Raw genomic sequence first — 18,030 nt, forward strand, 5'->3', positions numbered from 1 at the left:
TTCAGCTTTCCCAACCGGCTTGGTACAGCTTGCCGTGGGCCTTATCCAGCGCGGCGCGAACGACCGGCGAGTGCTGGTAGATGTCGACGAATTTGATCAGGCGCGGGTCGGTTTTGCTCTTCGGCTGGATGACGAACTGAATCACGTACTCCTTGTGATCGAGGCCGTCGAACAGCAATGCGGAACCGGCATCGAAGGTCTTCGCCAGACGAATGTACGCCGGGTAACCCTGGACCAGATCGGCGTCGTCGTAGGCGCGGACCAATTGCACAGCTTCGACCTGGAGGATTTTGATTTTCTTCGGATTGGCGACGATGTCGTCTTCGGTGGCTTTGTAGCCAACGCCCGGTTTCAGCGTGATCAAACCGGCCTTGGCCAACAGTTGCAGGCCGCGCCCGCTGTTGATCGGATCGTTGGCGATGGCGACGCTGGCGCCTTCGGGCAACTCGTCGAAGCTTTTGTATTTTTTCGAGTAGAGACCGACGTTGTTGATGATCCCCGGCGCGAACGGCACCAGGTCAAAACCCGAGGCGGCTTTGGCGTTTTCCAGGAACGGGATGTGCTGGAAGTAGTTCACGTCGATGTCGCCGGCGGCGAGGCTGACGTTCGGTGCGATCCAGTCGGTGAACTCCACCAGCTCGACCTTCAGGCCTTGTTTGGAGGCCTCTTCGACGGCAGCTTCCAGCGGAATGGCGAAGGCGGCGGTGGTGCCGATTTTCAGCGGCGCATCGGCGGCGAACACTGCCGAGCTGAACAGGCCGAGGGCCAGGGCCAGTGCTTTGACTGGGTGGGACAGGGATTTTTTGGTCATGGTGGTTTTTCCAGTCAGTGCATAAATGTGTGGTGTCTGTTGCGGCCTCATCGCGAGCAGGCTCACTCCTACATTTGGAATGCGTTCCCTTGTAGGAGTGAGCCTGCTCGCGATGCTTTTAGCGGCGAAACGCGGAGCCTGTGTGTTGCTCGGGCAACTGCGCTTCGCCGTGAAACAGCTTCTCGCGCAGGCTGCCGGTGTCATACGCGGTCTTGTACGACCCACGCCGCTGCAACTCTGGAATCACCAGCTCAATGAAATCGACGTAACTTTCCGGCGTAACAATCCGGGTCAGATTGAAGCCATCGAGGCCGGTCTCGGCGATCCACGATTCCAGCTCATCCGCGACTTGCTCAGGCGAGCCGACCACGGTGATGTAACGGCCACCGAGGGCGTGCTGGTCGAGCAATTTGCGTCGGGTCCAGTCGTTGTTCTGCAGGTTCTTGGTCGCCGATTGAATGGCGTTGCTCTTCACGTACTGGATCGGTTCGTCGATCTCGTACCGGGAAAAGTCGATGCCGGTGGACGCGGAAAAATGCGCCACGCCCGCTTCGGCGCTGGCGTAGCTGAGGTACTCGGCATGCTTGGCCCATGCAGCTTCTTCAGTCGCGCCGACAATCACATTCAGACCCATGAAGACTTTGATGTCGTCGGGATTGCGTCCGGCCGCAACGGCACTGGCGCGAACCTTGTCGACCTGAACCCTGGTCGACGGTTTGTTCTGGCCGCTGATGAACACGCACTCGGCGTGACGCCCGGCGAACAGCAACCCGCGATCGGAGCTGCCAGCCTGGAACAGCACCGGTGTGCGTTGCGGCGACGGCTCGCAGAGGTGATAACCCTCGACCTGATAAAACTCACCCTTGTGCTCGACCTTGTGCACTTTCTCCGGGTTGGCGTAGATGCGCTGCTCGCGATCGTTGAGCACCGCGCTGTTTTCCCAACTGCCTTCCCAGAGTTTGTAGAGCACTTCCAGGTACTCGTCGGCCTGGTCATAGCGGCGATCATGTTCGACCTGTTCGCGCAGGCCCATGGCTTTGGCGGCACTGTCGAGGTAACCGGTGACGATGTTCCAGCCCACCCGACCGCGGCTCAGATGATCGAGCGTGGACATGCGCCGGGCGAACAGATACGGCGGCTCGTAAGTGAGATTGGCGGTGAGACCGAAACCGAGGTGTTTGGTCACTGCAGCCATCGCGGAAACCAGCAGCAGCGGATCGTTGACCGGCAGCTGGATCGCCTCTTTCAGCGTCACGTCCACCGAGTCCTGATAGACGTCGTAGACGCCGACGATGTCGGCGATGAACAAGCCGTCGAACAGCCCGCGCTCCAGCAATTGCGCCAGTTCGGTCCAGTATTCAATGGTGTTGTAGCGCGTCGACGTGTCGCGCGGATGCGTCCACAAACCATGGTTGATGTGGCCGATGCAGTTCATGTTGAACGCGTTGAGCAGGATCTTCTTTTTCGCCACGCTCATCAGATCGTCCCTCGCAGTGGCGGGTTCTCATCGTTGAGGTAGTAGTTGCCCACCGCGTGATATTTCCAGCGCACCGGATCGTGCAAGGTGTGTACGCGGGCGTTGCGCCAGTGGCGGTCGAGGCCGTGTTCGATCAGGGTCGCCTGACTGCCCGCCAGTTCGAACAGCGTGCTGCCCGCGGCCAGAGAAATTTCCGTGCTGATTGCCCGAGCCTCGGCAACGGCAATCGAGGCGGCCGCGACGCTCTCTGCGCTGGTGTCAGCCTGCGCGGCATCGAGGCATTCACCGGCGCGTTCGAGCAAGGCTTCGGTGGCGTGCAGGCGAATGCTCAAGTGGCCGAAGCTCTTCAGCGTCAATGGATCTTCAGTGGCTTTGTCATTGCCGGAATCGATCCACGGCCGGGTTTTGCTGCGCACGAAATGCAGCGCATCTTCGTAAGCGGCGCGGGCGATGCCGGTGTCGATGGCGGCGTGAAGGATCTGTGCCAGCGGGCCGACGGTGGTCGGGCGTTCGAAGGCGCTTTGAAACGGCAACACGTCTTCAGCCGCAACGTATACGTCCTCGAATACCACCGAACCGCTGCCAGTGGTGCGTTGGCCAAAGCCACTCCAGTCGTCGATCACCGTCAGGCCTTTGCTGTCGCGCGGGACGAAGGCCAGTTGCTGCACGCCGTTTTCGTCGACCACGGAAGTCGGAATACGCTGAGCGTAAATCGCCCCGGTCGAATAGAACTTGCGCCCGTTGATGCGATAGCCGTCGCCATCACGCTTGAGGCTGGTTACGCGGTCGTGCGCGGTTTTGGTGCCCAGTTCCGCCAGCGCATTACCGAAGCGCTGACCGGCGAGCACTTCGGCGTACAGCCGTTGTTTCTGCGCGTGGCTGCCGTTAACCCGCAGCACTTCCAGGGCGTAAAAATGGTTCTGCGGAATCTGCCCGAGCGAGCCGTCGGCCTGAGCGATCAGGGCGATGACTTTGGCCAGGGTCACGTTGGACACACCGGCCCCACCGTATTCTGTCGGCACGCTGATGCCCCACAGGCCCGAGCGGGAAAACACGTCGAGTTCCGGTAGGGGCAGGCGGCGTTCGCGATCGCGTACAGCGCTGTCGCGTTTGAAATCCTCGGCCAGGTCGCTGGCGACGATCAGGGCTTGCTCATCGCTGGTGATGACTGCGACGGGATGGGAAAAAGTCATAGGTTTCCTCCAGATGTCTGGTCGTCAGATCCAGGAATGGCGAGCCGGCAAAGTGCCGTTGAGGCGATAGGCGCCGACCGCGTGATATTTCCAGCGCACCGGATCGTGCAGGGTATGCACCCGGGCGTTGCGCCAGTGACGGTCGAGGTTGAATTCGGCGAGGGTCGCGCGGCTGCCGGCCAGTTCGAAAAGCTTTTCGCTGGCGAGCAAGGAAATCTCGGTGGTCAGCACTTTCGCTTCAGCGACGGCAATCGAGGCACGGGCCGCGGATTCGGCGGTCAGCGGTGCGGCGTGGACTTGATCAAGCACTTTGCCAGCCTTGCGCAACAGCGCTTCGGCGGCGTGCAGTTCGATTTTCAATTTGCCGATATCGGCGATCACGTAGAGGTCGTCGCTGGCGCGCTCAACCTTGGCGTCGATCCATGGCCGTGCGCGGGTTTTGACGAACTCAATGGCATCGTCAATGGCGCCACGGGCGATACCGGCATCGATGGCCGCTTGAATCAACTGCGACACGGCGCCTTGGGTATTCGGGGTTTCGTTGATCTTCCAGTTGTCGACCACCAGGCTCGATTCGACACGCACGTTGTTCAGCAAAATCGTGCCGCTGGCGGTGGTGCGTTGGCCGAAGCCCGACCAGTCATCAACGATGCGCAGGCCTGGCGTACCGCGACGGACGAAGGCCAGCACTTGCTTGCCGTCATCGTTGAGCGCCTTGACCGCCACCCAGTGCGCAAACAGCGCGCCGGTGGAGTAGAACTTCTGGCCATTGATTACATAATCGTCGCCGTCGGCAGTGATTCGCGCTTTCAGCTCCAACGTGTTTTTGGTGCCGCGTTCCGGGCCTGCATTACCGATGCGCCAGCCTTCCAGAACGCTCTGGAACAGCTGTTTTTTCTGCGCTTCAGTGGCGCTGCCGAGCACCAGATTGATGATGCCGAACTGGTTCTGTGGAATCTGCCCCAACGCGGGATCGGCGGCGGAGATGATTGCGAACACTTCGGCCAGCGTCACGAACGAAACCTGCGGGCCGCCGTATTCGCGCGGGATGGCGATGCTGCCCAGACCGCTGCGGGTGAACTGTTCGATTTCCGACCACGGCAACTTGCGCTGGCGGTCGCGTTTGGCGGCCTGCACACGGGCGACTTGCGCCAGCTCACGGGCGGCCTTGATGGCCTGGGCGTCGTTGCGCAGGACTTGCGCGGGCAACAACAACGGGGCGATGTCCAGATCAGACTGGACGTTTGCGTCTGCCAGACTGGACATCAGTGCCGCTCCCTGGCTGTACGCAATGCCCTGGCGATCTGCACTGGGGTGATTGTGTTCCGGACCATACTACCTACCTCACATCTCATGAAAAACGCCGCAAAGTGCGGCGAACGAATGAATGTCCGGTGGTCCGGTTCATATACCCTAAGTGTGTATAAATATTAAATAAACTAACTTTTAGGAATATGCATAGAAGAGGTAATGGTCGAATTGGTCAAGGATTTCCAGGTGAAGGCGCCGAGGCTCCTTCACCCTTGAAGAGGATCAGTTCTTGCGCGATTCGGCAGCCATGAGCTCTGGCCGCAGGGGCACTTTCAGATAGGGATTCACGCAACCGATCTTCAATGTGCGCGGTGGTGCCCAGCGTGAGTTGTTGCCGACCCGATCGAGAATGCAATACGTCACATCCAGCCGCAGATCCTCGCCTGCTTCGACAATCACCGACGGAGGAACCCAGACCTGAATCGGCAACCCGACATCCGTGGCGGTGATCGGTGCGAGATCCATACGCACGTCACCCCAGCGCAAGGTAATGGCGTCGTCCTCGGCCATGTTCAGATACGGCTCGATGGTCAGCGGCACGCCGCGCTTGATCTGGTTCGGATTCACGCCCTGACGGCGAATGGCGTCGGGGATGGTCACCGGCACCAGTTGCTGGTTTTCGTCTGCGCTCAGCGCCGAAGGTTGTCCGCCGGGGCAGTCCAGTTTGACCTGCACGCGCGTCGCCGCCGATAACGCCGGACCCTGACCCACCTGCATCACCCGGTAGTGAATGCGCGCCGTGCCGTTGGTGATGAAACTCTCCGGCACCCGCAGGCTGACTGCTGTGCCGACGTCATCCGCCGTCAGCACTCGGGAGGCGACATAGCATTTGTTCCAGAACAGCTCGATGAGGTCGCCGCTGTCCATATCGGGGTAGGGCGCCACCTCGACCAACAGATGGGCGGCAGCGGCCAGATTGATGCCGGTTTTTTGTGCTGGCGCCAGGGTCGGCGCTGCCAGCTCGGGGGTATGCGAAGTGCGGGTCATCGATTTCTCTCCTTGAAGCCTTGCAGCGAAGTCCGTTTCTGAAAGAACAAAAGGCGTGAATAAACTGGCAATAAAACTTTGAACTCTTATTCAAGTTGAAGACGGATTGATTGAACTAAGTGGTGCCGGTTGTCGACTAGATAAGAGTGTGCGGGATGGGGTGTCAATAGACGGCATTAGTTAATTTGTGAATTACAAGTTAATCAGAATTTTCCTACGGTGTTGTGGCTGTATGCCTAGATTGTCAGGCGAAACAAGCCACAGAACTCGCGGCTTTCTGGCTTTTTACAGGCGGATTTATTCGGAAGGAGACGTGTCAGTTGCAGCAAGTTCGAGGCGAGCATTATCTGTTGCAGAACATATATATGCACCGCTTCTGATATGTTTTGTCCGGGTAGAGTGTTGCGGCGAAGAGAGAAGTTTATAAGGCTGACTTCCATCCGTGGAAGTTGTCCGCAACGCAATAACAATAATCAGGCGTGATTCAGGAACTTGCTGAGAAACTGTTTAGTGCGTTCTTCTTTCGGGTTGGCGAACAATGCCTTGGCTTCACCCTGCTCAACGATCACACCTTTGTCGAAAAACACCACACGGTTGGCCACGTCGCGGGCAAATCCCATCTCGTGGGTGACAATCACCATGGTGCGTTTCTCTTGCGCCAGACCGCGAATGGTCGACAGCACTTCGCCGACCAGTTCCGGGTCGAGAGCCGAAGTCGGTTCGTCGAAAAGGATGACTTCCGGCTCCATCGCCAGCGCGCGGGCAATCGCTACGCGTTGTTGCTGGCCACCAGAGAGACGACGCGGATAAGCGTCCTCTTTGCCGGCGAGGCCGACCTTGGCCAACAGCTTTTTGCCCAAGGCTACTGCCTCTTCGCGCGGCATCTTCTTGACCACGATCGGGCCTTCGATGACGTTTTCCAAAGCGGTGCGATGGGGGAACAGGTTGAAGTTCTGGAACACGAAGCCCACATGCTGGCGCAGGTTGCGCACCAGACTCTGCTGCTGGTTCAGCGGGCGGCTGGTATCGATTTCGATATCGCCGACCTTGATCCGGCCACTGGTGGGTTGTTCAAGGAAATTCAGGCAGCGCAGGAACGTCGTTTTCCCCGAACCGCTGGGGCCGATGATTGCGACGACTTCGCCTTCCTTCACCTCAAGGTCAATGCCGTTGAGCACGACCTGACCCTTGAATTGCTTGGTCAGTTTTTCCACGACAATCATGGGGTCAGGACTCCTGGTCGTGCCGATTGACCCGCTCTTCCAACTTATTCTGGAAGTGCGAAAGCACCGTGGCCAGAATCCAGTAGATCAGCGCGGCGGCAAGATACATGGTGAAGACTTCAAAAGTCCGGGCGGTAATCAGTTGCGCCTGACGGAACAGCTCCGGCACCTGAATAGTGGCGGCCAGTGCCGTGTCCTTTACCAGTGAAATGAAGCTGTTGCCCAGCGGCGGCAAGGCCGTGCGCATCGCTTGCGGCAGGATGGCCCGGCGCAGGGTCTGCGCGCGGGTCATGCCGATGCTCGCGGCAGCTTCCCACTGGCCACGTTCGATCGAACCGATCGCGGCACGCAGGATTTCACAGGCGTAAGCGGCCATGTTCAGCGAGAAGCCGATCAGCGCCGCCGGCAGCGGATCCAGTTCGAGACCCAATTGCGGCAAGCCGTAATAGATCACGAACAATTGCACCAGCAGCGGCGTGCCGCGAAAAAACGACACGTAGATGCGTGCCAGCCAGCTCACCGATTTGAAGCGCGACAGGCGCATCAAGGCCAGGCCGAAGCCCAGCAGCAGGCCGAAGAACATTCCGCCGAGGCTGAGGACTACCGTGTAATACGCGCCCTTGAGCAGGAAGGGCGCGGAGTCCAGTGCGAGTTGGAAAGCTTCTTCCATTATTGAGTGACGTCAGCGTTGAAGTACTTCTCGGACAGCTTTTTCAAAGTGCCGTCGGCGCGCAGATCGTCGAGAGCTTTGTTCACGGCGGCCAGCAATTCAGGTTCGCCTTTACGCAGGGCAATTCCGGATTCCTGACGGGAGAAGGCTTCACCGGCAGCGACGGTTTTCGGTGCTTTTTTGGCGTACTCAAGTGCGGCCAGACGGTCGATCAGAATGGCGTCGGTGCGGCCATTGTTCAGGTCGGCGAACTTGGTCGGATCATCGTCGTAGGTACGCACGTCAGCGCCCGGCACGTTGGCGCGAACCCATTGTTCGTAGTTGGTGCCCAGGCCGACACCGACTTTCTTGCCGGACAGGTCAGCGGCAGTCTTGATGTTCAGCGCAGCTTCCTTGCTCTTCAGCACCAGCGCCTGAATCCCGGAAACGGTGTAGGGCTTGGAGAAGTCATACTTCTTCTTGCGCTCCTCGGAGATGGTCACCTGGTTGACCACGACGTCCAGACGCTTGGATTCCAGTGCGGCGAGGATGCCGTCCCACTTGGTTGGCTGGATCTTGGCTTTGACGCCGAGTTTTTGCGCCAGCGCTTCGGACAGCTCGACTTCGAAACCGGACAGCTTGCCGTCGGCATCCACGAAACTGAACGGTGGGTAAGTGCCTTCCAGGCCGACGTTGATGACGCCTTTGTCCTTGATCTGTTGCAACTGTTCACCGGCCACTGCCTGGCCGATCAGGCCGGCGCTCAGCGCGAGACCCAGCGAACCCACCAGCAGATTGCGACGTAGTGCGGAAAAATTCATGACAAGCCCCTGTGTTTTCTTATGGAAGACGCTTAAGGAAAGTTGGCGATTTGATGATTCGGACGACAGCGCTATCCTGCCTTAAAGCAGCTTATGCGTCTTGCGCGAAATTCGCCTGCGGCGAGACTATAAGATGTCTGCGTTAGACTTGAAAATACTTAATATTTGAAGTGTTATTCCCAGTTGGAATATCTGTTGTCTGTAAAAAATCGCAGTCTGCGGCAGCTCCTACCGGTGAGTTCATGTAGAAACTGCCGCCGGTTGCGATCTTTTGCTCTTCTGTTACAGGAAATCCTTGTAGGCAAATAACGCTGGTGCGCCACCGGTGTGCAGGAAGATGATCGGGCCGTCATCAAAGCGCTGACGGCCAATCCCGTCGAGCAACCCCGCCATGGCCTTGCCGGTGTACACCGGATCGAGCAACACCGCCTCCTGACTCGCCAACAGCTTCACCGCTGCCAGCGTCCCGGCATTCGGTTCGCCATAACGCGGGCCGAAATATTCATCCCACAGTTCGACCTTGAAACTCTCAGGAAGCTCCACGCCGAGCAGCTCCGCCGTGCGTTCGGCAAGTCCCTGGACTTTCGGCCGCTGATCCTCTTCACTGCGCGAAACGGTCACGCCAATCACCGGCAATTGCGGCAGCACTTCGCTCAGTGCCAACGCCAGACCGCTGTGCGTTCCGGCACTGCCCGAGGCCAATACCACGGCAGCGAACTGCAGCCCGGTGTCCTTGATCTGCTCGGCCAGTTCCAGACCGGCGCGCACATAGCCCAGCGCACCGAGCGCATTGGAACCGCCAATCGGCACCCGATACGGCTTTTTGCCGTTGCTTTGCAAGCGCACGGCGAGGGCGGCCAGTTGTTCGTCGGCGTTGTCGAGGTTGTCGACCAGTTCGACCTTGGTGTCGAACAGATCCAGCAGCAGCCGATTGCCGTTGCCGGTGTAATTGCTGTCCTCGGTGCCCAGCGGATTTTCCAGCAGCGCGACGCAACCCAGGCCCAGTTTGGCCGCCAGTGCAGCGGTCTGGCGGACATGGTTCGATTGCAGGGCGCCTGCAGTGATCAGCGTGTCGGCGCTTTGTGCCAAGGCGTCGGCGGCGAGGTATTCGAGTTTGCGCAATTTATTGCCGCCCATCGCCAGGGGCGTCAGGTCATCGCGCTTGATATACACCTCGCGGCCGAGCCAGGTGGACAGGCGTTCAAGTTTTTCCAGAGGCGTCGGGTGGCCGAGCAGGTCGAGACGGTTAAAGCGTTCCAGCTGTTGTTTGATCATGGATCCGTACTGGCGGAGAAAGATGAAAGGACTATAGGCACGCACTTTTGCCGGGGCAACCGCGAATCGCTTATAGCCAAATCGACTGAGGCCAGCACTATCGGTTCTTAATTCGCTCTTGCGACCTTGCCGTAAAGTAGTCGCCGTTGACGCGGCCAGACAGTCCGGCCGCCCGTGAGGAGTCTTTACCGTGAGCGAGCGTTCCAGCCATTGGCAATTGCAGACCATCGTCAGTCAACTGCGCAGCGCGCGGGATCAGTGGCGGGCACAGAACGGCCGGGCGTCCGGCGAGCAGGGCGGTCGCGAGCTGCCGTCGCGGGCGGCGATGGCGGAGATTCTCGAGGCGTTGTGTGGCGCGCTGTTCCCGATGCGCCTGGGCCCGGTGGATCTGCGTGAAGAAAGTGAGGACTTCTACGTCGGTCACACCCTCGATGTCGCACTGAACGCACTGCTGGCGCAGACACGGCTGGAGCTGCGTTATGTCGCGCGCCACAGCGCGCAGGATGACAGTGAAGTCGAGGCCCGCGCGATTCAGATCGTGCAGGACTTCGCACTCGCGTTGCCGGGTTTGCGCACGCTGCTCGACACCGATGTGCTGGCGGCCTATCACGGTGATCCGGCGGCACGTAGTGTCGATGAAGTTTTGTTGTGCTATCCGGGGATTCTGGCGGTGATTCACCATCGTCTGGCGCACCATTTGTATCGCGCCGGTTTGCCGTTGCTGGCGCGCATCAGTGCGGAAATCGCCCATTCGGCGACCGGCATCGATATCCATCCGGGCGCGCAGATCGGCCGCAGTTTCTTTATCGATCACGGTACGGGTGTGGTGATCGGCGAGACGGCGATCATTGGTGAGCGCGTGCGGATTTATCAGGCGGTGACGCTGGGCGCCAAGCGCTTCCCGGCGGATGAGGACGGTCAGTTGCAGAAGAGCCATCCGCGCCATCCGATCGTTGAGGATGACGTGGTGATTTACGCCGGGGCGACGATTCTCGGGCGGATCACCATTGGCAAGGGATCGACCATTGGCGGCAATGTCTGGCTGACGCGCAGCGTGCCGGCGGGATGCAATTTAACCCAGGCGAATCTGCAGCATGATGACGGGACGCAGAAGTAGGGCTTTAACGGCTTACCCTCACCCCAGCCCTCTCCCCGAGGGAGAGGGGGCCGACCGAGGTGTTTTGGGTTATCCATCGACCTGAAACACCGGAGCGATTCTGGATTCGGTACAGCAGGATCACGTCGGCGTATCTCCAGAATATCCCCCAATCAGTCCCCTCTCCCTTTGGGAGAGGGTTAGGGTGAGGGGCTATTGAACGAATACCGTCAAACCCGCGTCATACGCCTCCTTGAGCTAGCGTAGGAAAACTACCGCCCAGCCCCGCGATTAGTCCTTACCACCCCATCCATGTTTAACTTGAACGTTCATTCAAGTTAAACCGGTGGTTCGCTGCCCGCTCACAACAGGAGGCTTGCCTTTGCTGAGTCCGATCATTTCAGCCACGTTTCAATCCCTTGAGGTGCACGTTTCATGAGTGCATCGTCCACCCCCGCCAGCGGTCTGGTTCGCATGAATCCGCCGGTGTTCTACTTCGCCGCGACGGTCATTCTGCTGTTTGGTCTGGTTGTCATCGCCATGCCTGAACAGGCCGGCGCCTGGCTACTGCAAGCGCAAAACTGGGCGGCCAACACGGTCGGCTGGTATTACATGCTCGCGATGACGCTGTATCTGGTCTTCGTGGTGGTCACCGCCTTATCCGGCTACGGCAAGATAAAACTCGGTGCCGACCACGACGAGCCCGAATTCAGTTACCTGTCCTGGGCCGGCATGCTGTTCGCCGCCGGGATCAGCATCACGCTGTTTTTCTTCTGCGTCTCCGAACCGCTGACCCATATGCTCCAGCCGCCGCAGGGCGAGGCCGGCACGGCGGACGCGGCGCGCCAGGCGATGCAGATTCTGTTTCTGCATTGGGGCCTGCATGGCTGGGGCGTGTTCGCCTTCGTCGGCATGGCGCTGGCCTACTTCGCCTATCGGCATAACCTGCCGCTGGCTCTGCGTTCGGCGCTGTACCCGCTGATCGGCAAACGCATCAACGGCCCGATCGGTTACGCGGTGGATGGCTTCGGCATCATCGCCACGGTGTTCGGTCTGGGCGCCGACATGGGTTTCGGTGTGCTGCACCTGAACTCCGGTCTCGATTACCTGTTCGGCATCGCTCACACCCAGTGGATTCAGGTCGGTCTGATTACGCTGATGATGGGCGCGGCGATCATTGTGGCCGTCTCCGGCGTCGATAAAGGCGTGCGGGTGATGTCCGATATCAACATGCTGCTGGCCTGTGCGCTGTTGCTGTTCGTGTTGTTCGCCGGGCCTACCCAGCACCTGCTCAACACCTTGATCCAGAACCTTGGCGACTACCTCGGCGCGTTGCCGATGAAGAGTTTCGACCTCTACGCCTACGACAAACCGAGCGACTGGCTCGGCGGCTGGACAGTGTTTTACTGGGCCTGGTGGATTGCATGGTCGCCGTTCGTGGGGCTGTTCATCGCACGGATTTCCCGTGGCCGCACCATCCGCGAATTCGTCTTCGGCGTGCTGCTGATACCACTCGGTTTCACCCTCGCGTGGATGTCGATCTTCGGCAACAGCGCGCTGGATCAAGTGCTCAATCACGGCATGAGCGCGCTGGGCATGTCGGCCATCGACAACCCGTCGATGAGCATTTACCTGCTGCTGGAAACCTACCCGTGGAGCAAGACCGTCATCGCCGTGACGGTGTTTATCAGCTTCGTGTTCTTCGTTACGTCTGCCGACTCCGGCACCGTGGTGCTCTCGACCCTGTCGGCCAAGGGTGGCAACCCGGACGAAGACGGACCGAAATGGCTGCGAGTGTTCTGGGGCGCGATGACGGCGCTGATCACCAGTGCGCTGCTGTTCTCCGGCAGCATTGACGCGCTGAAATCAGCGGTGGTGCTGACCTCATTGCCGTTCTCGCTGATTCTGTTGCTGATGATGTGGGGCCTGCACAAGGCGTTCTATCTGGAGTCGCAGAAGCAGATCGCGCAGTTGCATTCGCTGGCACCGGTTTCCGGTTCACGGCGCGGCACGGGCGGCTGGCGACAGCGCTTGAGTCAGGCTGTGCACTTCCCGTCGCGTGACGAGGTTTACCGTTTCATGGACTCCACGGTGCGTCCGGCGATTGAGGAAGTGACGGCGGTGTTTGTCGAGAAAGGTCTGAGTGTGGTCACGCAGCCGGATCCGGCGCACGACAATATCAGCCTGGAAATCGGCCACGGCGAGCAGCACCCGTTCATCTATCAAGTGCAGATGCGCGGCTATTTCACGCCGTCGTTCGCGCGTGGCGGCATGGGTTCCAAGCAACTCAACAATCGTCGCTACTACCGTGCCGAAGTGCATTTGAGCGAGGGCAGTCAGGACTACGATCTGGTCGGCTACACCAAAGAGCAGATCATCAACGACATCCTCGACCAGTACGAACGGCACATGCAGTTCCTGCATCTGGTGCGTTGATCGGCGGTTGGGCGTCGGGTCTGCTCAGGACTCGGCGCTCAGCACCATGAACAACACCATCGCCGCCACCGGCACGCCGAACACCGCACTGCCAATCGCGATTTCCGAACCCAGCGGCTGACCGGCGTGCACCACCCCCACCGCCCCGTTAATGACTGTCAACGCCAGCCACAGCGCGGCAAACCCGTAGGCCATGGTCTGCCGGCTGAAGCCGATGCGCTCGCCGATGTAGATCATCAGCGCGAGCAGGACCAGGCCGAAGAAGATGATGATGGCGGTGTGCATGGCGGGTTCTGCCTGGTGGAGGTGCATTGCCTGAAGGATCGCTTTCGCGAGCAGGGATTTCATGTACAGAGGAAATCCCTGTGGGAGAGCCTGCTCGCGAAGGGGCCACCTCGGTGTTCTTTAGAGCATAGCCAGTCCCGCCACATCTCTATTGGACATATTTTGCGACCCTTACAGAGAGCTTGGCCGGCGACGGGTTTTTCTTGCTGGCCCAAGCCTGCCGTTGATCTGCCCCATAACCGAGCGATTTTTCAGTGAGCTAATATTTATCTGAGTGTGTATCGTGTGTATCAAAGGCTCCTGCGCCCTCTAGAGTAAATGGCTCTAGCTGTCGAACAGGGCAAAGGAAATGCGCAGTCGGGAAATGATCAGGATGATCGAAGACGATGGTTGGTATCTCGTGGCGGTGAAAGGCAGCCATCACCAATACAAGCATCCGCACAAGCCAGGAAGGGTGACGATCAAGCACCTGATTCGGATCTGCCCAAGGGCACGATCAACAGCATTTTGAAACAGGCGGGCTTGAAATGAGGCCCGTTATTGGAAACGAAGGCCGTTTTATGGGCCTGTCAGAGGAAGGACTCACTCATATGAAATTCCCGGTCGTTCTGCACAAGGATGCCGACTCAGACTACGGAGTGATCATCCCGGATGTCCCGGGTTGTTTCTCCGCAGGCACTACGGTCGCTGAGGCGTTTGAAAATACTCAGGAGGCATTGGCGCTTCACTATGAGGGGTTGGTCGCCGACAGCGCGCCGTTACCGCAAGTGCGGGACATTGATGCTCATCTCGATAACCCGGATTACGCGGGAGGGATCTGGGGCGTGGTCGATTTTGATATCACCCCGTATTTCGGCAAGTCAGTGCGTTTTAACGCCACGCTGCCGGAGCAGTTGCTTGAGCGTATTGACCAGACAGTCCGCCGTGACCAGCGCTATCGATCCCGTTCCGGATTTCTCGCGGCGGCCGCCTTGCGCGAACTGTCGGTATAGCGAAGTCAGGTACTTTCCCGTTCGATGACCTGGCACTGCAGCAGGTTCAGACGTTGCACGTCGTCGTTCGGCAACACGCCAAGGCTTTCCAGCACGCGTGTTGCGGCCAGTACGCCGATCTCCAGCGCCGGTGGTTTGATCGTGCTCAGGCTGGGCAGCAGCATCTCGGCAAACGGATAATCCCCGAAGCCGAGAACGGCGCAGTCTTCGGGGATTTTCAAACCGGCGCGTTGCCCGGCGAGCAGGCCGCCTGCGGCGAGGTTGTCGTTGGCGAAGATGATCGCGTCGGGGCGCGGTGTGGTGTTCATCAGGGCGTCCATCGCCTGTTTGCCGGCCTCGAATGGTGCGCAATCAGCGTCGGGGGCGAAGACCCGGGATTGCAGGCCGGACTCTTTTAAAGTCGCCGCGTAACCGTCACGGCGTTCCAATGCGCTGAAGTCGCCCGCAGCGCTGTTCTGCACGAAGGCAATACGTCGGTAGCCTTTGCCCAACAGATACTTCGCCGCCGTCACGCCCACTTCAAAATGCGAAAAACCGATCTGCATCGGCTCACGCTCCGGCTGGTAATCCCACGTTTCGATCACCGGCACATCGGCCTCGGCGATCATCTTTTCCGTACCTGCACTGTGAAAGTGACTGGTCAGCACCAACGCTGCCGGCGACCAGCCGAGAAACGCGCGCACCGCGTTTTCTTCTTGTTCAGTGCTGAAGTAACTCGACGCCAGCAACAACTGATAACCGTGACGGCTGAGGGTGTCGCTGAAACCTTGAATGGTGTTGGCGAAGATCGGCCCGGAGATGTTCGGGATCACCATACCGACGATTTTTCCCCGCGCCGAGGCCAGGCCACCAGCGACCAGATTCGGCACATAACCCAACGCCGCGACCACTGCTGCAATTCGTTCGCGGCGCTCGGGCGAAACCTGCTCTGGCTGATTGAAGTAGCGCGACACGGTGATCGCCGAAACCCCGGCCTCGCGTGCCACCGCATTCAGGGTGACACGTCCGGCGCCACGGCGTTTGCGGGGTTTTTCTTCGCTCAAGGCTCGATCCTTCTTAGAAACCAAATCGCATATAAAAGTAATTTTTCAGTATTGGACGCTCTATGTGCGGCTTGCCAATACTGGTGATGTTAGCGCTAACAAAGTGCGTTGTCTGCTACTCGCTCGAGCGAATGCCCAAGACACCGATTCAGACGCTGTCGTCGCAGAACGGCAGCGGTTCAGGGCCAATTTCGAGCGGGCAAACATGCACAATATTCCTGGGGCGACACACAAACTGGCGCAGTCGATTCGCGCCGCCGGCTGGTTATTCACCGGGTTGACGGCACTGCCGTTGTCCCCTGCATTCGCTGTCGAAAGCAATGATCAGGAGCCGACACTGAAATCCGTGACCGTCACCGCCACGCGCCGCGAAGAGTCGCTGCAAAAGGTTCCGGTGGCGGTCTCGGTGATCGACGGCGAACAGCTTGAGCGCGATAACCGTAACGGCGTGGCGAGCATCGTCCAACAAGTGCCGTCGCTGAATTTCCGCACCGGAGCATCGAACAAGGACACCTCGTTGTTTGTGCGCGGCGTCGGTACGATTTCCACCTCGCCTGGCGTCGAGCCGACCGTGGCGACGGTGATCGACGGTGTGGTCTACGCGCGTCCCGGTCAGTCCACGCTCGACCTGCTGGATCTGGAGCGCGTCGAAGTGCTGCGCGGCCCGCAAGGCACGTTGTTTGGCAAAAACGCCTCGGCCGGCGTACTCAACATCACCAGCAAAGCGCCGACCGCCGAGACCCATGGCTACATCGATCAGTCGTACTACAGCGGCAACGAAAGCCGCACCCGTTTCGGTATCGGCGGCAGCCTGATTCCGGACACGTTGAAAGGCTCGATCAGCACGCTGTTTGGCACCTACGACGGCAATGTCGATAACAAACACAATGGCCAAGAGGTCAACGGTTATAACCATCGCGGCGTGCGGGGCAAACTCGAGTTCACCCCGAATGACGACGTCACCTTCACCCTGATCGCCGACTACATGCAGTCCCATGACGACGGCCCCAATGGAGTGGTCAGCCAGTCGCTGACCCCGGCCTTCGCCAACGCATTGAGTCCGGTCAATGCGAGCAGCCACAACCGCGATATCAACACCGACACCCGCAGCCATGTCGAGGACGTCAACAAAGGTTTGTCCGGCCAGCTCGACTGGCAACTGGGCGATTACACCCTGACGTCGATCACCGCGTGGCGCGGCTGGGACAACACTCAGTATCAGGACGGCGACCGTCTCGGTACGGTGACCGCCGCGTTTCCCGGCACGGCGGACAAGGGCGATCTGGCCTTCGATCAATACTCGCAGGAAGTGCGCCTGGCCTCGCCGAAGGGTGAATTCCTCGAATACGTCGGCGGCCTGTTTTACATGCATGGCAAGGACGACGAGACCTACCAGCGCACGCTGACGACCACCACGCGCACTGATCGCGGCGTCGCTGATTACAGCACCACCAGCGACAGCTACGCCGCGTTCGGTGAAGCCACACTGAATTTCACGTCGGACTTTCGTGGCATCGCCGGCCTGCGCTACACCCACGATGATCTCGAATACGATCACCGCCGCGTTTCCACTTCAGCAACCACGGTCAGTGGTATTCAACCGGCGACCAGCAGTTCCGGGTCGGTGGACGAAGACGGCTGGTCTGGCCGCCTCGGCGTGCAGTACGACCTGAGCGATACGGTCACCACTTACCTGACCTATTCTCGCGGCTACAAAGGCCCGGCCTACAACGTGTTCTTCAACATGCAGCCGCGCGACACCGAAGCGCTGAAACCGGAAACCTCGAACACCTGGGAGGCGGGGATCAAAGCGACGAGCTGGAACAATCGCCTGACCACTAACCTGGCGGTGTTCCACAGCGATTACGACAACTATCAGGCGAACTTCTTCGACACCGTCGCCGGGCAAGTGGTGACGCGCCTGATCAACGCCGGCAGCGTCAGCACCGAAGGCGTCGAACTCGATTACGCCTTGCAGGCCACTCAACAATTGAAATTCTCCGGAGCGCTGGCGTACACCCGCGCGCGCATCGACGAATTCGCCTGCCCGGCAGGCGCGGCGGCGTCGTGCAACGTCAACGGCAAACCGCTGCCGTTCAGCCCGGACTGGAAAAGCTACGTGCGCGCCGATTACACCATCCCGCTGGATAACGGTCTGGATATCGAACTGGGCACCGACTACAGCTGGCAAGGTGAAGTGCAGTACGACATCAGCCAGAACGCCGACACCAAGCAGGGTGCCTACGGTCTGTGGAATGCCAGCGTCGCGCTGGCCGATTACAGCAATGGCTGGCGCGTGGCGCTGCTGGGCAAGAACCTCACCGACAAGTCCTATTCGCCTCTGCTCGCTAGCGGCGGCAACTACATCTACCGCGCCGTGCCTCGGGATGACGAGCGCTACTTCGGTGTGCAACTGCGCAAGGATTTCTGA

At 59.4% G+C, this 18,030-nt stretch carries 15 protein-coding genes and 1 pseudogene; 5 read left to right on the forward strand and 11 right to left on the reverse strand.

Annotated features, from left to right (window positions below):
- Position 1: 1 nt before the first annotated feature.
- The 9 genes from ACM6IV_RS20065 to ACM6IV_RS20105 form a co-directional block, all read right to left on the reverse strand.
- Positions 2-811 carry a MetQ/NlpA family ABC transporter substrate-binding protein gene (locus tag ACM6IV_RS20065; protein WP_414871335.1) on the reverse strand — a complete coding sequence of 270 codons (810 nt, stop codon included), beginning with the start codon at positions 809-811 and terminating at the stop codon, positions 2-4.
- A gap of 118 nt (positions 812-929) precedes the next feature.
- Positions 930-2,288, reverse strand: a complete 1,359-nt coding sequence (locus tag ACM6IV_RS20070; RefSeq protein WP_414871336.1) for an LLM class flavin-dependent oxidoreductase — start codon at positions 2,286-2,288, stop codon at positions 930-932.
- The gene (locus ACM6IV_RS20075; RefSeq protein ID WP_414871337.1) at positions 2,288-3,481 is read right to left on the reverse strand and encodes an SfnB family sulfur acquisition oxidoreductase; all 1,194 of its coding nucleotides are present in this window, start codon (positions 3,479-3,481) and stop codon (positions 2,288-2,290) included. The genes ACM6IV_RS20070 and ACM6IV_RS20075 overlap by 1 nt, the downstream gene beginning before the upstream one ends.
- Before the next feature lie 24 nt (positions 3,482-3,505).
- A complete protein-coding gene (locus ACM6IV_RS20080; protein WP_414871338.1) occupies positions 3,506-4,747 on the reverse strand; it encodes an SfnB family sulfur acquisition oxidoreductase in 1,242 nt (413 codons plus the stop codon).
- A 267-nt stretch (positions 4,748-5,014) separates the two neighbouring features.
- On the reverse strand, positions 5,015-5,779 hold the full coding sequence (locus ACM6IV_RS20085) for a hypothetical protein (RefSeq protein ID WP_414871339.1): 765 nt from the start codon (positions 5,777-5,779) through the stop codon (positions 5,015-5,017).
- Between the two features lie 473 nt (positions 5,780-6,252).
- On the reverse strand, positions 6,253-7,002 hold the full coding sequence (gene tcyN, locus ACM6IV_RS20090; RefSeq protein ID WP_414871340.1) for an L-cystine ABC transporter ATP-binding protein TcyN: 750 nt from the start codon (positions 7,000-7,002) through the stop codon (positions 6,253-6,255).
- A 4-nt stretch (positions 7,003-7,006) separates the two neighbouring features.
- Complete coding sequence (tcyL, locus tag ACM6IV_RS20095; protein ID WP_007918741.1) at positions 7,007-7,672, reverse strand: cystine ABC transporter permease; 666 nt, start codon at positions 7,670-7,672, stop codon at positions 7,007-7,009.
- Positions 7,672-8,472 (reverse strand): cystine ABC transporter substrate-binding protein, encoded by an 801-nt coding sequence (gene tcyJ, locus ACM6IV_RS20100; protein WP_414871341.1) that lies wholly within the window; start codon positions 8,470-8,472, stop codon positions 7,672-7,674. The genes tcyL and tcyJ overlap by 1 nt, the downstream gene beginning before the upstream one ends.
- A gap of 282 nt (positions 8,473-8,754) precedes the next feature.
- Positions 8,755-9,747, reverse strand: a complete 993-nt coding sequence (locus ACM6IV_RS20105) for a D-cysteine desulfhydrase (RefSeq protein WP_414871342.1) — start codon at positions 9,745-9,747, stop codon at positions 8,755-8,757.
- A 190-nt stretch (positions 9,748-9,937) separates the two neighbouring features.
- On the opposite strand from ACM6IV_RS20105, the gene epsC reads away from it, so the two are divergent.
- Complete coding sequence (epsC, locus tag ACM6IV_RS20110) at positions 9,938-10,864, forward strand: serine O-acetyltransferase EpsC (protein ID WP_414871343.1); 927 nt, start codon at positions 9,938-9,940, stop codon at positions 10,862-10,864.
- A gap of 453 nt (positions 10,865-11,317) precedes the next feature.
- Positions 11,318-13,279 carry a choline transporter BetT gene (gene betT, locus ACM6IV_RS20115; RefSeq protein ID WP_414871689.1) on the forward strand — a complete coding sequence of 654 codons (1,962 nt, stop codon included), beginning with the start codon at positions 11,318-11,320 and terminating at the stop codon, positions 13,277-13,279.
- 24 nt (positions 13,280-13,303) lie between these two features.
- Here betT and ACM6IV_RS20120 read toward each other — a convergent pair whose 3' ends face one another.
- A complete protein-coding gene (locus tag ACM6IV_RS20120) occupies positions 13,304-13,564 on the reverse strand; it encodes a hypothetical protein (protein ID WP_414871690.1) in 261 nt (86 codons plus the stop codon).
- A 349-nt stretch (positions 13,565-13,913) separates the two neighbouring features.
- On the opposite strand from ACM6IV_RS20120, the pseudogene ACM6IV_RS20125 reads away from it, so the two are divergent.
- Positions 13,914-14,095 (forward strand): annotated as a pseudogene (locus ACM6IV_RS20125) (type II toxin-antitoxin system HicA family toxin).
- Positions 14,092-14,556: a type II toxin-antitoxin system HicB family antitoxin gene (locus ACM6IV_RS20130; protein ID WP_401042953.1), complete on the forward strand. Its 465-nt coding sequence runs from the start codon at positions 14,092-14,094 to the stop codon at positions 14,554-14,556. The pseudogene ACM6IV_RS20125 and the gene ACM6IV_RS20130 overlap by 4 nt, the downstream one beginning before the upstream one ends.
- Positions 14,557-14,561: 5 nt before the next feature.
- Here the strand turns inward: ACM6IV_RS20130 and ACM6IV_RS20135 are convergent, their stop codons facing one another.
- Positions 14,562-15,599, reverse strand: coding sequence for a LacI family DNA-binding transcriptional regulator (locus ACM6IV_RS20135; protein WP_414871344.1), 1,038 nt, complete (start codon positions 15,597-15,599; stop codon positions 14,562-14,564).
- A 205-nt stretch (positions 15,600-15,804) separates the two neighbouring features.
- Between ACM6IV_RS20135 and ACM6IV_RS20140 the strand changes: the two genes are divergently transcribed.
- The gene (locus ACM6IV_RS20140) at positions 15,805-18,030 is read left to right on the forward strand and encodes a TonB-dependent receptor (protein ID WP_414871345.1); all 2,226 of its coding nucleotides are present in this window, start codon (positions 15,805-15,807) and stop codon (positions 18,028-18,030) included.

The organism is Pseudomonas sp. IT-347P (assembly GCF_949768005.1).
Lineage (GTDB): Bacteria > Pseudomonadota > Gammaproteobacteria > Pseudomonadales > Pseudomonadaceae > Aquipseudomonas.

Excerpts from the sequence above, each read along its gene's own strand:
- ACM6IV_RS20065 (WP_414871335.1), bottom strand. The coding sequence starts at position 811 with ATGACCAAAAAATCCCTGTCCCACCCAGTCAAAGCACTGGCCCTGGCC.
- ACM6IV_RS20070 (WP_414871336.1), bottom strand. The coding sequence starts at position 2,288 with ATGAGCGTGGCGAAAAAGAAGATCCTGCTCAACGCGTTCAACATGAAC.
- ACM6IV_RS20075 (WP_414871337.1), bottom strand. The coding sequence starts at position 3,481 with ATGACTTTTTCCCATCCCGTCGCAGTCATCACCAGCGATGAGCAAGCC.
- ACM6IV_RS20080 (WP_414871338.1), bottom strand. The coding sequence starts at position 4,747 with ATGTCCAGTCTGGCAGACGCAAACGTCCAGTCTGATCTGGACATCGCC.
- ACM6IV_RS20085 (WP_414871339.1), bottom strand. The coding sequence starts at position 5,779 with ATGACCCGCACTTCGCATACCCCCGAGCTGGCAGCGCCGACCCTGGCG.
- tcyN (WP_414871340.1), bottom strand. The coding sequence starts at position 7,002 with ATGATTGTCGTGGAAAAACTGACCAAGCAATTCAAGGGTCAGGTCGTG.
- tcyL (WP_007918741.1), bottom strand. The coding sequence starts at position 7,672 with ATGGAAGAAGCTTTCCAACTCGCACTGGACTCCGCGCCCTTCCTGCTC.
- tcyJ (WP_414871341.1), bottom strand. The coding sequence starts at position 8,472 with ATGAATTTTTCCGCACTACGTCGCAATCTGCTGGTGGGTTCGCTGGGT.
- ACM6IV_RS20105 (WP_414871342.1), bottom strand. The coding sequence starts at position 9,747 with ATGATCAAACAACAGCTGGAACGCTTTAACCGTCTCGACCTGCTCGGC.
- betT (WP_414871689.1), top strand. The coding sequence starts at position 11,318 with ATGAATCCGCCGGTGTTCTACTTCGCCGCGACGGTCATTCTGCTGTTT.
- ACM6IV_RS20120 (WP_414871690.1), bottom strand. The coding sequence starts at position 13,564 with ATGCACACCGCCATCATCATCTTCTTCGGCCTGGTCCTGCTCGCGCTG.
- ACM6IV_RS20130 (WP_401042953.1), top strand. The coding sequence starts at position 14,092 with ATGAGGCCCGTTATTGGAAACGAAGGCCGTTTTATGGGCCTGTCAGAG.
- ACM6IV_RS20140 (WP_414871345.1), top strand. The coding sequence starts at position 15,805 with ATGCACAATATTCCTGGGGCGACACACAAACTGGCGCAGTCGATTCGC.